The organism is Streptomyces sp. NPDC048197, assembly GCF_043202395.1.
GTDB lineage: Bacteria > Actinomycetota > Actinomycetes > Streptomycetales > Streptomycetaceae > Streptomyces > Streptomyces siderophoricus.
In genome coordinates, this window is sequence record NZ_JBIDAJ010000002.1 from 386,094 (window position 1) to 400,294 (window position 14,201).

The window sequence follows — 14,201 nt, forward strand, 5'->3', positions numbered from 1 at the left end:
CAGGCCGGGATCGCCGCCACTGTCGGCTCCGCGCGGGACCACGGCGCGGACCGGACGAGACCCGCCGGGCACGCATCTGCCGTGCCCCGACCGTGCGCGGTGTGCGAGGTCCGTTCCAGACCGCGCTCGGGACGACCGACCGGGCTCCGGACGACCGGCCGCGCTCCGAATGACCGACCGGGCTCCCTTCCGTATGCCGACCGCCCATCGTGGGCGCCGGACGGCTGCCTGGACGTCCACCTGAATCCCCACCCGAAAGGACACTCCCGATCATGACGCCCGCTACAGCGCCCCTGGCCGCCGCGTCGCAGACCCTGGCCCGCTGCCGCGAGTTGGTGCAACCGGCGCTTGTGGAGGCCGTGGAGCGCCTCCACCCGTGGCTGGGCGAAATGGCGGCCCACTCTCTCGGGTGGACCAAGGCGCAAGGCAGCTTCGTCCCCGGCTCCCAGGGCAAGGGGGTGCGCCAGGCGCTCACGGTGCTCTGCGCAGAGGCCGCCGGAGCACCTGCGGAGTGCGCCCTCGCCGGGGCGGTCACCGTGGAGTTGGTGCACACCTTCTCCCTCGTGCACGACGACATCATGGACGGCGATGAGACCCGTAGGCAGCGGGCGAGTACCTGGAAGGCGTACGGTCCCGGACCCGCGATCCTGGCAGGTGACGCGATGTGCGCCCTCGCTGCCCAAATCCTCTGCGAATCTCCCGCGGCACAAGTCGGAGCAGCAGTACGGCACTTGGCCGACGCCTTGCACGACATGGCGCGCGGGCAGGCCGACGACCTCTTCTTCGAGTTCCGTTCGTGGACCGGACCGGACGCGGTCCGGGTGCGCGAGTACCGGTCGATGGCCGAGCACAAGACGGGCGCGCTGCTCGGGTGCGCCACCGGTCTGGGCGCCGTGCTCGCCGGCGCACCGGCCGCGACCGTCGCAGGTCTCACCCGAGCCGGTCGGCACCTGGGGGTGGCCTTCCAAGCGGTTGACGACCTGTTGGGCATCTGGGGGGACCCGCAGGACACCGGCAAACCGGTATACAACGATCTGCGCCGGCTGAAGAAGACCTACCCCGTCCTGGCGGCGCTGGCCACGGACACCCCGGCCGCGGGGCAGCTTCTGGGGATTCTCGAATCGGGTGGGACACCGGACGACGCCGACGCCCGTCGGGCCGCCGATCTCATCGAGGAGGCGGGCGGGCGCGCCGCCACCCAGCGCGAAGCCGAACAGCACCTCGACCGGGCCAACGACTGCCTGACCGCGCTCGACCTGGAGCCGACGGCATACGACGAGATCCGGACATTGCTGCCTTTCCTCATCCATCGCAGAGCGTGAGGGGAACGCGGAATGCGGTGATGACGTGCCGGCCGGCCAGCGCTCGGTGAACGACCGCCGACGGGCGCCCCTACGGGAGGAGCGGCCCGCCGCGGCGGGAGGCCTGGGTGGCCACCGTCTGTATCGATCAGTGGACACTCCGGCCCGTCGCACGCGCTTGCGGCGATAATGACTACCGGGCGTCACTTCCCGGCAAGTGCCGGCCCTCGGTTCTCAGCCAATGACCGATGACAAGTGGACCGTTGACTGATGCCGTGGATCGGGAACGTTGGAGCAGGGCATGGCGGCACTGCGGATCGCCGCACTGGGACCGTTGAGGGCATGGCGCGGTGAGCGGCAACTGGACACCGGACCGGCCCAGCAGCGTGCGGTGCTCACCTCACTGACCCTGCGGTGCGGCCAGGTCGCCTCCGCGGACGAGCTGGTGCGGGACGTCTGGGGAGCGGAGCCACCGGCCAGTGCGCATGTCGCGGTGCGCAACCACGTCTCACGGCTGCGCACCGTCCTGGAGAGCGAGTCCACCGCACCCAAGGCCCTGGTCTCCGTCGCCGGCGGCTATGCGCTGCACCTGCCGGACGGGGCGCTGGACGTCTCCCGGGCCGAACGCCTCTATGCCCGGGCGCAGGCGGCCCGCAGCCAGGGGGACCTGGAGCCGGCCGTCCGCCTGCTGACCGAGGCCGAGGCACTCTGGGAGGGCACCCCGCTGACGGGAGTGCCCGGCCCCTACGCCCAGCGGCAGCGGGACCGCCTCGTGGAGTACCGGCTCCTCCTCGTCGAGGCGCGGCTGACCCTGGAACTCCAACTCGGCGACCACCACCGGGTCGTCGGGGAACTGCTCACGCTGGCCGACGAACATCCGCTGCGCGAGGGGCTGCGTGCGTTGCAGATGCTCGCGCTGTACCGCTGCGGCCGGCAGGCGGACGCGCTCGCCGGGTACACCGCGGCCCGACGGCACCTCGCCGCGGAGCTGGGCGTGGATCCTGGCCCTGAGCTGGTGAGTCTGCACCAGCGCATCCTGGAAGCGGACCCGACGCTGGCACCGCCGCCGGGTGTGACCGCCGTGTCCCCGGCACCCGGCCCGGCCGCCGGGTCGGACCGGCCGAGCTGGGTACCGCCGGCGCAGGCCCCGCCCGACATCCCTGACTTCACCGGCCGTACGGGGGAGAGCCGGCACGTACGCGATGCCCTGGCCGGTGCCGTACGGACGGACGCCACCGCTCCGGTGATCTGCGTGATCCACGGCATGGGCGGCGTCGGGAAGACCGCGCTGGCCGTACACGCCGCGCACGCCGTGCGGGAGCAGTTCCCCGACGGCCAGCTCTACGTCGACCTGCGCGGGGCCGGACGCGAGCGCGCGAATCCATATGAGGTGCAGGATCTGTTCCTGCGCGCCATGGGGGTCCTGGCCGGCAATGTGCCCAGTGGACAGGAGGCGCGCACCGCGCTCTACCGTTCGCGAATGGCCGGCCGCCGGCTGCTGCTCCTGCTGGACAACGCCGCCGACACCGAGCAGGTCAGCGACCTGCTGCCGGGTACCGCCGGGAGCGCCGCGCTGATCACCAGCCGTACGGCGCTGATGTGCCTCCCGGCGACCACCCGCACCGCCCTCGAACCGTTCAGCGAGCCGGAGGCCCTGGCCCTCCTGGAGCGGATGGCCGGCAGTGAGCGGTGCCGTCAGGAGCAGCAGACCGCCCGCGACCTGGTGCGGGCGTGCGGCCTGCTCCCGCTGGCCGTCCGTGTCGTCGGCGCCCGGCTCGTGGCCCGGCCGCGCTGGACGCTCGCGACGCTGGCCGAGCGGCTCAGCGACCGCTCGCAACGGCTGGGCGAGTTGGAGGCCGGCAGCCTGGCCGTCGAATCGGTCTTCCACCTCGGCTACTCGACGCTGGACGACGCGGAGGCGCGTGCCTTCCGGCTGCTGGCCATCCCCGAGGTGCCCGACCTCTCCCCGGCCGCCGCGGCGGCGGTACTGCAGTGTGACCGGCGGGAGGCCGAGGAACTCCTGGAGGCCCTGGCCCACCACGGCCTGCTGGAGCCCGGGGAACCCGGCCGGTACCGCTACCACGATCTGCTGCGGCTGTTCGCCCGCCACCGGACCCTGGACACCGACCCCTCCACCACGCGGCAGGCCGCCCTGAGCCGGGTCGCCCACTTCTACCTCACCGGGACCAGCAGCGCCATGCGCGCCGAGCGGCCCTACAGCCGGCTGCCCGACGCCGCCGATCCGGACGGCATGCCAGGCGCCGCGGCCTTCACCGACGCGCTGCACGCGCAGGAATGGGTGTTGCACGAACTCCCGGCGATGCTGGCCGTCGCCGGCCAGATCCTCCACCACCCCTATCGACCGGTGAGCGCGGCGGACACCCGCACCCTGTCGGGTCTGCTGGCGCTGCTCATGCCGTTCACCGACTTCTGCCTGCCGTGGGCTGCCATCCACCAGCTGGCCCATACGCTGCTGCGCGCCGCCGACCACCACGGGGAGCGGCTCGCGACCGTCTTCAGCTGTGTCGCGGCGGCCGCCGCCTGCGCGCAGGTCGGACACCACGAGGAGGCGGCCGAGCTGGCCGCCCGCGCCCACGAGACGCTCGACCCCGCGGACCGGGTCCTGGCCCCCCGTGTGGTGTACACCATGGGGGTGGTCGCCAGTGCGCGGCCGGACGGCCTGGACACGGCCATCGACCACTACCGGAAAGCGCACGCCCTTTCGTGCGAGAGCGGCGAGCCCGGTATGGCCGCCCAGTGCTCCGTCAGCCTCGCCCGCGCCCAGCTCGCCCTCGACCGGCCGCACCGGGCGGTGGAGGCCGCCCGGGATGCCCTGGCCCACTGCCAACCCGGGGACAGTCCCGTGGGCATCGCCCTGGCCCAACGCGTGCTGGGCGACGCCCTGGCCGAACTCGGCCGGTACGAGGAAGCGGTGACGGAGTACAGTACGGCGCTCGCCGTCTGCCGGGTGCACGGACTGCACGCCCAGCGCGCCCATACGCTGCTGTCCCTCGCCTCGGTGCTGGCCGCCGTCGGCCGGCCGGATCAGGCCCGTACGTGTGCGGCGGAGGGCGGGGCCGCCCTGGCTCAGCTCGGCGACCCCACGGGTGAGGAACGGGCGCGCGCCTTCATCAACCGCCTCCCGGCGGCCGGTCCGTCAGGCCTGCAAGAGCAACGGACGGCAGCGGAGGGCGAGCAGTGACGTTCCGTCCGGACCGGCGGCCCGGTGCACGGGGGCCGCGACGGACCAGGTCACCTCGACGGTGTCCGGTAGCCGGGTGCCGGCCGGGCAGGGCAGATCCGGCACGCTGTCGTCCGGCAGCGGGCGCGGCGGCGGTGCGGGTGTGGTGCTCGGCGGGGGGCTCGGGGTGGGGAAGTCGGCCGGGCTGCCGGTCAGACCGCAGCCACTGACCACGGCCACGGTCAGGGCCAGGGGTATCCATCGGCTACCAGGCGGCAGGGGGCGGGGGAGTGCGTTCATCATGAGCGCTCCTCGACCGCTTGGGCACGGAGCCGGTCCCCGTGCAGCGCGTCGAGGAACCGGTCCATCTCCGGTCGCCAGCCGCGGCGGACGTTGAGCCAGACCGGCTTGGCCTCGCCGGGGAACCGGAACCGGAAGGTACTCCACAGGGGACGCCGACGGACGTCGCTGATCCGTGTGCGGACCTGCTCGTGCTCGACGCTGTACCGCAGCTTCCCCGGCCGGTACCCCGCCGAGGTCACCTCGTGGAACAGCACGGAGCGGTCGGTGAGGGTGATGAAGAAACTGTCGTTGTCGGCGATGCCGCCGGACAGCACGGTGTACAGCAACGGATGGCGCCCCGACCCCACGCCCAGGGTCACCACCGGGCGGGCGAGCGGGTCGGACTGCCGTACGGCCTCGATGACTTGGGCCACGGTGGTGGATTTGACGAGCCCCATGGGTCTCTCCTCGGTAGGGAAAAGGTGCACAGCGGGAAGTGGACGGAGGTATGTAGGGGGCGCGCGGTTGACGTCGTGGTCGGTGCCGAAGGAATCGCGGGGGCGGTGAAGCTGTGAAGCGCAGCTGACTCGACGTCATGTCCGGTCGTCGGCACCGGAATTCGCCAGTGCGCGGGTCAGCCCCGCGCGGCCGTCGATGGCGAGCTTCCCGTAGACGTTGGTCAGGTGCACCTCCACGGTGCGCAGACCGACGAAGAGGCGCTGGGCGATCTCGCGGTTGGTCAGGCCCCGGCCGGCGAGGTCCGCCACCCGCCGCTCGGTGGGGGTCAGTGCGCCCACGCCGTGGAACGTCCGGGTGCGCGGCCGGTCACCGGCGGCCCGCAGTTCCGCGAGCGCCTGATCGGCCAGCGAGGTCGCCGCGCACTCATGGGCCACGCTCACGGCCCGCCGCAGGTGCGCACGGGCCTCGGACAGCCGGCCGACCTTGCGGGCCAGGACACCGCAGTCGGCCAGCGCCTGGGCGTACCGCACCCGCGCGGGCGTGCCGTCCAGGAGCCGGACGGCTTCGCCGAGCAGATCCAGTCCCGTCCGCCCGCCGACCACCACCCCCAGGGCGCGCAGGGCCACACCGGTCACCTCGGGCACGCCCCAGATGCGGGCCAGCCGCACCTCCTCCTCCGCCAGCGCCCTGGCCGCCTTGCCCTGCCGCAGCGCGGCGTGCACCAGGGCGGCTTCCGAACGCCAGGGAAAGAAGCCGGGGTTGGGCATCCCGCGGGCGCAGGTCCGCTCACCGCACAGCAGGAAGTCGGCCAGCCCTTCCGCCAACCGCCCCTGGGCGCAGCGCAGCCAGCCCCGCACCATCAGTACGTAGTCGTTGATCCAATTGCCGTTCAGCCGGCCGGCCAACTCGCCGCGTACCAGCAGGTCCTCGGCGGCGGCGAGTTTGCCCTGCCGGAGCAGCGTCTCCGCCAGCGTCGTGATCGCGAAGGTGCTGAGGCCGTTGCACGGGCCGACGCCGATGCGGTCGAGTGCTCCCAGCGCGGCCTCCGCATCGGCCTGGCAGTCCGCCAGCCGGCCGAGCCGGCAGTAGATGTTCGCCCGGGTGGTGAGGGCGTGGGCGTAGTGGAAGGCCGAGATCCCGGGGTGAGCCGCCCGCACGGCCGCGTCGGCGTACGACAGCGCCAACTCCGTCTCGCCGGCGGCCCCCAGGGAGGTCACCGCGCCGGTGTAGACGATGGACTCGTCGTCCTCCGGGGCCATGCCGTGGCTCAGCGCCAGCCGGGCCAGGGCCACCACTTCCCGCGTGGACGTTCCCGTCATGGCCGCCCGCAGGCTCAACAGGGCAGCCAGCGGCCGCTGCACCGGGCCGCCGGCCGCGTCCGAGACATCCAGCTCCATCAGCCGCGGCACCACGGCCGGGGCCGAAGTGGCCTCACTCAGGCTGGTGTGGATGAAGTCGATCTCCAGTCGCATGGCCTGGGCCGGGTCCGCCCCCCGGACCGCCTCGCTGGTGCCTCGCAACGTCTCCAGCGCGTCGGGGTGCCGGTCGAGAGCCAGCAGCGCGCCGGCCAACTTGCGGGCGATGGCGGTCTGTTGCGCAGGGTCCGTGGACAGTTCCAGGCTGCGCTCCAGATTGCGGACGGCGACCGGGAGGCTGGAGGTGAGTTCCAGTTCTCCCAGCCTCACCAGCAGGGTGGCCCGCAGTTCCGCCGTGAGCTCCTCGCGCAGCGCGCGGCGCAGAAGAGCGGCGGCGTGCGCCTCGTCGCCCTGCTCCGCGGCCAGCGTCGCCGCCCGGCCGAGCAGCTCCGGCACCCACGGCTCACCCAGGGGGCCAAGCAGCAGATGGCCGGCCACCCGCAGCAGCGGAGCCTCGTGGGCCAGCAGGTGCCGGGCCGCCCGGAGGTGGAGGTCCCCCCGCCGGCTCGGCAGCACCACCGCGGCCACCGCCGCCGGCAGGACGTCGCAGACGAAGGACAGGCCGTGCTCCGTCCCGGTCATCCAGCCCGTGCCCACCAGCCGGTGCGCCGCGTCCGCGACGGCCGGCTCCGGCAGGCCGGTGACCTCCGTGATCAGGTCGACGCCCGGCGCACCGCCGAGCACCGCGACGGCCTGGGCCGTGGTCACGGCGTGCGGATCGACCTCCTGCATCCGCATGAGCACGGCCGAGCCCAGGTCGGCCGGGACATGGCCGGTGATCCGGTCCGACAGTTCCGCCCGGGGGCGCTGCCCGGATGTCCGGAGCCCGCGCAACACGGCGTGCAGCAGCAGGGGATTGCCGCCGGTGGCCTCCCGGCAGGCGACGGTGAACGGCTGCTCCGGGGCCTCACCCAGCACCTGGGTCACCACGGCCTCGACGGCGTCGTCGGGGAGGCCGTCGAGCGGCAGCCGGTGCGGGAACAGCGGCTCGACGGTGGCCACCGCAGCAGTGTGCGGATGCGCGTCCCCCGGGCCGAGCGCGGCGAGCACGACCAGCGGCAGATTGTCGGCCCTGCGCAGCAGGTACCGCAGCCAGCGGAGGGAGTGCGGATCGGCCCACTGCAGATCGTCGACCGCGATCAACAGCCTCCGCTCACCCGCCAGTCGGACGATCAGCCGGTACAGGCCGCCGAGGGCCTCCACGTCCTGCCCGGTCACCGTGGTCGCCGGGCCGTCCGGCCGCTGCTCCCAGGGGGCGAGCACCCGGGCGGCGTCCAGCGTCCCGTCGCAAAACGGCGGCTCCGACGGGTCGCTGTCCGCGCCCAGCTGCTCGAAGAGCCGGCGGACCACGCCGAAGGGCAGATCGCGCTCCAGGGGGTCCGCGACCGCCGAGACGACGCAGGTTCCGGGGTCCTGGCGGAGGTCCGCCAGGGCGGCCCGCAGCAGTGTGGTCTTCCCGCTGCCCCAACTCCCGCTGATGAGGGCGGAGTCACCGCCGGTCCAGGGGGCCCCGAGCAGTCGGGTGAGGGCGCTCAGCTCACGTTCTCGCCCGATCAGCACCGGACCGCGCCCCGTTCCGCATCGGAAGCGGGCCTGGCGGGGTTGGTCGGCATCTCACACCACGACTGTCTGGAGGGCGGCCCCCGTCTGACCGGGACCCGCTGTCTTACCTGGCTGCAGAGCTGCCGGCCGCACCGGCGACATGAAGGCGCAGGGGGGAGGCCCGCATCAGCCGGGGCCGGCAGCTCTGCCCAGAAGGGTGGCGTCGGCGTGTAAGGAATCGATAATTTTCCGGTAAGCGGGCCGGGACGGCTCACCAACGGAGCGCGGCCGCGAGATCTTTCGGTGCCTTGCCCAGAACAGCGTCCGCTTAATCCTTCGGTACGGCCCGTCATCCATCGTGGCCGGTCCAGCCCCACACTTTGGCTGAACAAGGGTCATGCGACCGGGTGCCGTGCCCCACCGCGCGGTTGTCACAAGCCGGCTCATGCCGTCCCGCACTCCGCGCCGACCCGAGTCCCCCTGCCGCTCACCCACCGGCGGGGAAGCCCGTTCACCGGCCCCGTGAACCGGTGAGCGCCCCCGCCCCGTGGCCGGTCCGGCTGCCGGGCCACGCCGAGCCCCACCACTGGAAAGGCCCATGACCACGCACGCCTCCCCTCCCGGCAGCTCCGCGGCCGAAGCGCCCGGCAGCAGCACGGGAACCCCGCCCGCCACGGACGACCTCACCGCCACGGTGTTCCGGAACGCACAGCAGAGCCAGTCGTTCGGCCGGCTCCGGCGCGCGCAGCGGGCGTTCGCCGTAGTGGCGACCACCGCGGTGCTCAGCCTGTATCTGCTGTACGTCCTGCTGTCCAGCTACGCGCCCGGTCTCATGGCCGGCAAGGTCGTCGGCAATCTGAACGTCGCGCTCTTCCTCGGACTCGCCCAGTTCGCCGCGACCTTCCTCGCCGCGTGGCTCTACACCCGGCATGCGAACCGCCGGCGGGACCCGCTCGCGGAACAGATCAAGGAAGGCATCGAGCAGGCCCGGATCCGTGCGCACAGCCACGTCGAGGCGGAGGGGACCGCGGCATGATCACTCCACTTCAGCAGACGACCCTGGCCGCTGCCCCGGGTGCGGACGGCGGCCGCTGGCTGACGATCGGCCTGTTCCTGGCCGTGGTGGCGGCCACGCTGGGCGTCACCCTGTGGGCGAGCCGGCAGACCAAGGGCACCACGGACTTCTACACCGGCGGCCGCTCGTTCTCCGGATTCCAGAACGGTCTGGCCATCTCCGGCGACTACATGTCGGCCGCCTCGTTCCTGGGCGTCACCGGCCTCATCGCGCTCTTCGGATACGACGGGTTCCTGTACTCCGTCGGCTTCCTCGTCGCCTGGATCCTGGCGCTGGTCCTGGTGGCCGAACCCCTGCGCAACACGGGCCGGTTCACCATGGCGGACGTCCTCGCGTTCCGTCTGCGTCAGCGTCCGGTGCGTACCGCCGCGGGCATCTCGACCATCGTGATCTCCGTGGTCTACCTCCTCGCCCAGATGGTCGGCGCGGGTTCCCTGGTGGCCCTGCTGCTCGGTGTCTCCGGCGACGCGCCCAAGAGGTGGATCATCCTGGGCGTCGGCGTGCTGATGATCCTTTACGTCGTCGTGGGTGGCATGAAGGGCACCACCTGGGTGCAGATCGTCAAGGCCGGCATGCTGATGGTCGGCACGCTGGTGCTGACCGTTCTGGTGCTGAGCAAGTTCGGCTGGAACGTCTCCTCGCTCCTCGGCTCGGCGGCCGAGGCCAGCGGCAAGGGCCATGCCTTCCTCTCGCCCGGCCTGAAGTACGGCGCCGGCCCCACCACCAAGCTCGACTTCATCAGCCTCGGGGTCGCGCTGGTCCTGGGCACCGCGGGCCTGCCGCACATCCTCGTCCGCTTCTACACCGTGCCGACCGCCAAGACCGCCCGGACCTCGGTGAACTGGGCGATCGGCCTCATCGGCGGCTTCTACCTGATGACGCTCGTACTGGGCTTCGGCGCGGCGGCGCTGGTGGGGCACTCGACGATCGAGGCCGCCAACCCGGCGGGCACCACGGCCGCGCCGATGCTGGCCGAAGTGCTCGGCGGCGGCCCCGGAACCACCATGGGCGCCACCTTGCTGGCGGTGACCTCGGCGGTCGCCTTCGCCACGATCCTGGCGGTGGTGGCCGGTCTCACCCTCACCTCGTCCACCTCCTTCGCCCACGACCTGTTCGCGCACGCCCTGCGCAAGGGGAGGACGAGTGAGCGCGAGGAGATCCGGACGGCGCGGTTCGCCGCGGTCGGGATCGGCCTGGTGGCCGTCGTACTGAGCATGTTCGCCGACAAGCTCAACACCGCGGCGCTGGTGGCCCTGGCCTTCGCCATCGCGGCATCGGCCAACCTGCCGACGATCCTGTACAGCCTGTTCTGGAAGCGGTTCAACACCACCGGCGCGCAGTGCAGCATCTACGGCGGCCTGGTGGCCGCGGTGGTGCTGGTGATCTTCTCCCCGGTCGTCTCCGGCACCCCGGCATCGCTGGTGCCCGGTGCGGACTTCCACTGGTTCCCGCTGGAGAACCCCGGCCTGGTCTCCATCCCGATCGGCTTCCTGGCCGGCTGGCTGGGCACCCTCGCCTCCCGCGAGAGGGACCCGGACAAGTACGCGGAGCTGGAAGTCCGTTCCCTCACCGGCGCCGGCGCGCACTGACCCCCGGCCCCGCGACGCCGTCGCAGCACACCACTTGGTCCCTCACCCGACGAACGACTCCAAGGAACAGCACGTCGTGAACAACGCAAGCCTGGCGAACGTCCTCCACGAGGAACGGCGGTTCCCCCCACCGGCCCAACTGGCGGCGGTCGCCAACGTCACCGCCGACACCTACGAGAAGGCCGCCGCCGACCGGCTCGGCTTCTGGGCGGAGCAGGCCCGCCGGCTCGACTGGGCGGTGCCGCCGACCGAGACGCTGGACTGGTCCGACCCGCCCTTCGCCTCCTGGTTCGCCGACGGCCACCTCAACGTCGCCTACAACTGCGTCGACCGGCATGTGGAGAACGGCCTGGGCGACCGGGTCGCGATCCACTTCGAGGGCGAGCCGGGCGACAGCCGCGCGATCACGTACGCCGAGCTGCAGCGCGAGGTCGCCAAGGCCGCCAACGCGCTGGCGGAACTCGGCGTGGCCGCGGGCGTCCGGGTCGCGATCTACCTGCCGATGATCCCCGAAGCGGTCATCGCCATGCTGGCCTGCGCGCGCCTGGGCGCACCGCACTCGGTCATCTTCGGCGGCTTCTCCGCCGAAGCGGTCGCCGCCCGCATCCAGGACGCGGACGCCCAGCTGGTCATCACCGCCGACGGTGGCTACCGCCGCGGCAAGGCGTCCGCCCTCAAGCCGGCCATCGACCGTGCGGTGAAGAAGTGCCCCACCGTCGAGCACGTCCTGGTGGTGCGCCGCACGGGCGAGCCGACCGCCTGGTACGGGGACCGGGACCTGTGGTGGCACGACGTCGTGGACCGCCAGAGCGAGACGCACACCCCCGAGGCGTTCCCCGCCGAGCACCCGCTGTTCATCCTCTACACCTCCGGGACGACGGGTAAGCCCAAGGGCATCCTGCACACCACCGGCGGCTACCTCACCCAGGTGTCGTACACCCACCACGCCGTCTTCGACCTCAAGCCGGAGACCGACGTCTACTGGTGCACCGCCGACGTCGGCTGGGTGACCGGCCACTCCTACATCACGTATGGCCCGCTCTCCAACGGCGCCACCCAAGTCCTGTACGAGGGCACCCCGGACACCCCGCACCAGGGCCGCTTCTGGGAAATCGTCGAGAAGTACGGCGTGACGATCCTCTACACCGCCCCCACCGCCATCCGCACCTTCATGAAGTGGGGCGACCACATACCGGCCCAGTACGACCTGTCGTCGCTGCGCATCCTGGGGTCGGTCGGCGAGCCGATCAACCCCGAGGCATGGGTCTGGTACCGGGAGCACATCGGCGGCGGCCGATGCCCGATCGTCGACACCTGGTGGCAGACCGAGACCGGCGCCATGATGCTCAGCCCGCTGCCGGGCGTCACCGCGACCAAGCCCGGCTCGGCGCAGGTGCCGCTGCCCGGTATCGCCGCGACCGTGGTCGACGACGAGGGGCACGAGGTCCTCAACGGCGCCGGCGGCTACCTCGTCCTGACCGAGCCGTGGCCGTCCATGCTGCGCACCATCTGGGGCGACGACCAGCGCTACCTCGACACGTACTGGTCCCGCTTCAAGGGCAGGTACTTCGCCGGCGACGGCGCCAAGAAGGACCAGGACGGCGACATCTGGCTGCTCGGCCGGGTCGACGACGTCATGCTGGTCTCCGGCCACAACATCTCCACCACCGAGGTCGAGTCCGCCCTCGTCTCCCACCCCGCGGTCGCCGAGGCCGCCGTGGTCGGCGCGAACGACCCGACCACCGGCCAGGCCATCTGCGCCTTCGTCATCCTGCGCGGCACCGCCACGGAGTCCGAGGCCCTCGCGGAGGAACTCCGCGCACACGTCGCCGGGGAACTCGGCCCGATCGCCAAACCCAAGCGCGTCCTCACCGTGACCGCCCTGCCCACCACGCGCTCGGGCAAGATCATGCGCCGGCTGCTGCGTGACGTCGCCGAGAACCGCGCCCTGGGCGACGTCAGCACCCTCACCGATGCCTCGGTCATGGATCTCATCCAGTCCGCCCTCCCCACCGCCCCGGACGAGGACTGACGACCGACGACCCGGCCGTCAACGAACGGTAGCGAGGCCCCGCGGGCGGTGTGCGCCCTGGGCGGGGCCTCGCGTCGTGCCGCGGCGCGACCGTCGCCGCGTCGGAACGACCAGAGAGTCCCACCATGCCTCAAGCAACAGACCGCTTTCTACGGAAAAAGCTCGTCATAGCAGGCTCCGGAGTCATCGCACTGATCGTCGCCGCCGCCGTCTCCATCACCCTGCTCTCCGGCGGGGCCGGTGCGGCCGGTGCGCCCGGGGCGGCCGCCAAGAAGATCTGCCTGAACGGCTCCCTCCACTTCGACTACCGGTCGGCCGAGAGCGGGCCCGGCAAACCGTGGAAGACCAAACCGGTACGCAATGCCAACGTCGAACTGTGGGGCCGGGAAGGGGCGTTGGGCAGCCCGCGGAAACTCAACACCCAGGCCCTGTTCACGGATGTCTCCAACGGGGGCTTCCAGGCGTGCTACACCCCCGAAACCCCGCGGTCGATGGAACGGATGTGGGTCCGGGTCTCGGCGGAGAGCAGCAAGCTCTGGAAGGTCACCAACGGCAGCGGAGCCACCTTCACCTGGAACTCGCCGGTACAGAAGGCCGTGTCCGGCAGCCGCTCGTTGGGAGCCAGGAAGCCGCCGTCCGGTGACATGCGCGCCTGGCATGCCTTCGACACCGCGAACGAGCTGTGGTGGAAGCGGGGCAACCCCAAGAGCAACTGCTGGAGCCCCGGGGAGACCGACAACACCACCTGCACCGAACTGGCCATGCGGTGGGACTCATCGGCCCCTTCCGACGCCCTCTACGACCCCCAGCACAACACCGTCCACCTGGACGGTGATGTGCCCGACTCCGAACACACGGTGCTGCACGAGAGTGCGCACTTCCTCCAACACCGGCTGTTCGGCGGCTGGTTCCCGCAGACCACCCGCTGCCGCACGCACTGGGTCGACCAGGCGAGTTCCGAAACCTGCGCATGGACGGAGGCCTTCGCCGACTCGGCCGCCGCCTACGTCCTGGGCGACTACCGCTACGTCGGGTCGAACGGCATGGCCATCGACTTCGCGCACGGCTCCACGTACGACGACGGCGACACGGTCCAGGGCAACGTGGGCGGCTCACTGCTCGACCTGTGGCGCACCGTGGACGGCGGCACCTGGAACCGCACCATCGCGCTGCTGAGCACCCACAAGGTCTCCACGTTCCGCGAGTACTTCGCTTTGCGGCCTACCGCACACCTCGTCACTGACAGCAAGGCACGGCAGATTCTGCGGAACCACACCATCAACTACTAGAAATTCTTCCTCTTCGACCGGCCGAGCAGGTCGTCG

Annotated in this window: 9 protein-coding genes; 6 read left to right on the forward strand and 3 right to left on the reverse strand. The window is 71.9% G+C overall.

Translation table 11 applies throughout. The features are described from left to right. Positions 1-272: 272 nt before the first annotated feature. A complete protein-coding gene (locus ACGF4C_RS04705; protein ID WP_393563246.1) occupies positions 273-1,322 on the forward strand; it encodes a polyprenyl synthetase family protein in 1,050 nt (349 codons plus the stop codon). Between the two features lie 280 nt (positions 1,323-1,602). After that, entirely contained in the window at positions 1,603-4,503 is a 2,901-nt protein-coding gene (locus ACGF4C_RS04710) for a BTAD domain-containing putative transcriptional regulator (protein ID WP_393563247.1), read from the forward strand. On the opposite strand, the gene ACGF4C_RS04715 is transcribed toward ACGF4C_RS04710, so the two are convergent. From ACGF4C_RS04715 to ACGF4C_RS04725, 3 genes are all read right to left on the reverse strand, one after another. Next, entirely contained in the window at positions 4,459-4,785 is a 327-nt protein-coding gene (locus ACGF4C_RS04715) for a hypothetical protein (protein ID WP_393563248.1), read from the reverse strand. The genes ACGF4C_RS04710 and ACGF4C_RS04715 overlap by 45 nt on opposite strands. Then, positions 4,782-5,222 (reverse strand): hypothetical protein, encoded by a 441-nt coding sequence (locus ACGF4C_RS04720; protein WP_393563250.1) that lies wholly within the window; start codon positions 5,220-5,222, stop codon positions 4,782-4,784. The genes ACGF4C_RS04715 and ACGF4C_RS04720 overlap by 4 nt, the downstream gene beginning before the upstream one ends. 135 nt (positions 5,223-5,357) lie before the next feature. Next, entirely contained in the window at positions 5,358-8,198 is a 2,841-nt protein-coding gene (locus ACGF4C_RS04725) for an AAA family ATPase (protein ID WP_393563252.1), read from the reverse strand. A gap of 580 nt (positions 8,199-8,778) precedes the next feature. Here ACGF4C_RS04725 and ACGF4C_RS04730 point away from each other — a divergent pair. The 4 genes from ACGF4C_RS04730 (at position 8,779) to ACGF4C_RS04745 (ending at position 14,165) form a co-directional block, all read left to right on the forward strand. Continuing rightward, positions 8,779-9,216, forward strand: coding sequence for a DUF485 domain-containing protein (locus tag ACGF4C_RS04730; protein WP_393563253.1), 438 nt, complete (start codon positions 8,779-8,781; stop codon positions 9,214-9,216). Further along, positions 9,213-10,844 carry a cation acetate symporter gene (locus ACGF4C_RS04735; protein ID WP_393563255.1) on the forward strand — a complete coding sequence of 544 codons (1,632 nt, stop codon included), beginning with the start codon at positions 9,213-9,215 and terminating at the stop codon, positions 10,842-10,844. The genes ACGF4C_RS04730 and ACGF4C_RS04735 overlap by 4 nt, the downstream gene beginning before the upstream one ends. Before the next feature lie 76 nt (positions 10,845-10,920). Continuing rightward, complete coding sequence (gene acs / locus ACGF4C_RS04740) at positions 10,921-12,876, forward strand: acetate--CoA ligase (protein WP_393563256.1); 1,956 nt, start codon at positions 10,921-10,923, stop codon at positions 12,874-12,876. 125 nt (positions 12,877-13,001) lie between these two features. Next, positions 13,002-14,165: a metalloprotease gene (locus tag ACGF4C_RS04745; RefSeq protein WP_393563258.1), complete on the forward strand. Its 1,164-nt coding sequence runs from the start codon at positions 13,002-13,004 to the stop codon at positions 14,163-14,165. The last annotated feature ends 36 nt before the right edge of the window (positions 14,166-14,201 follow it).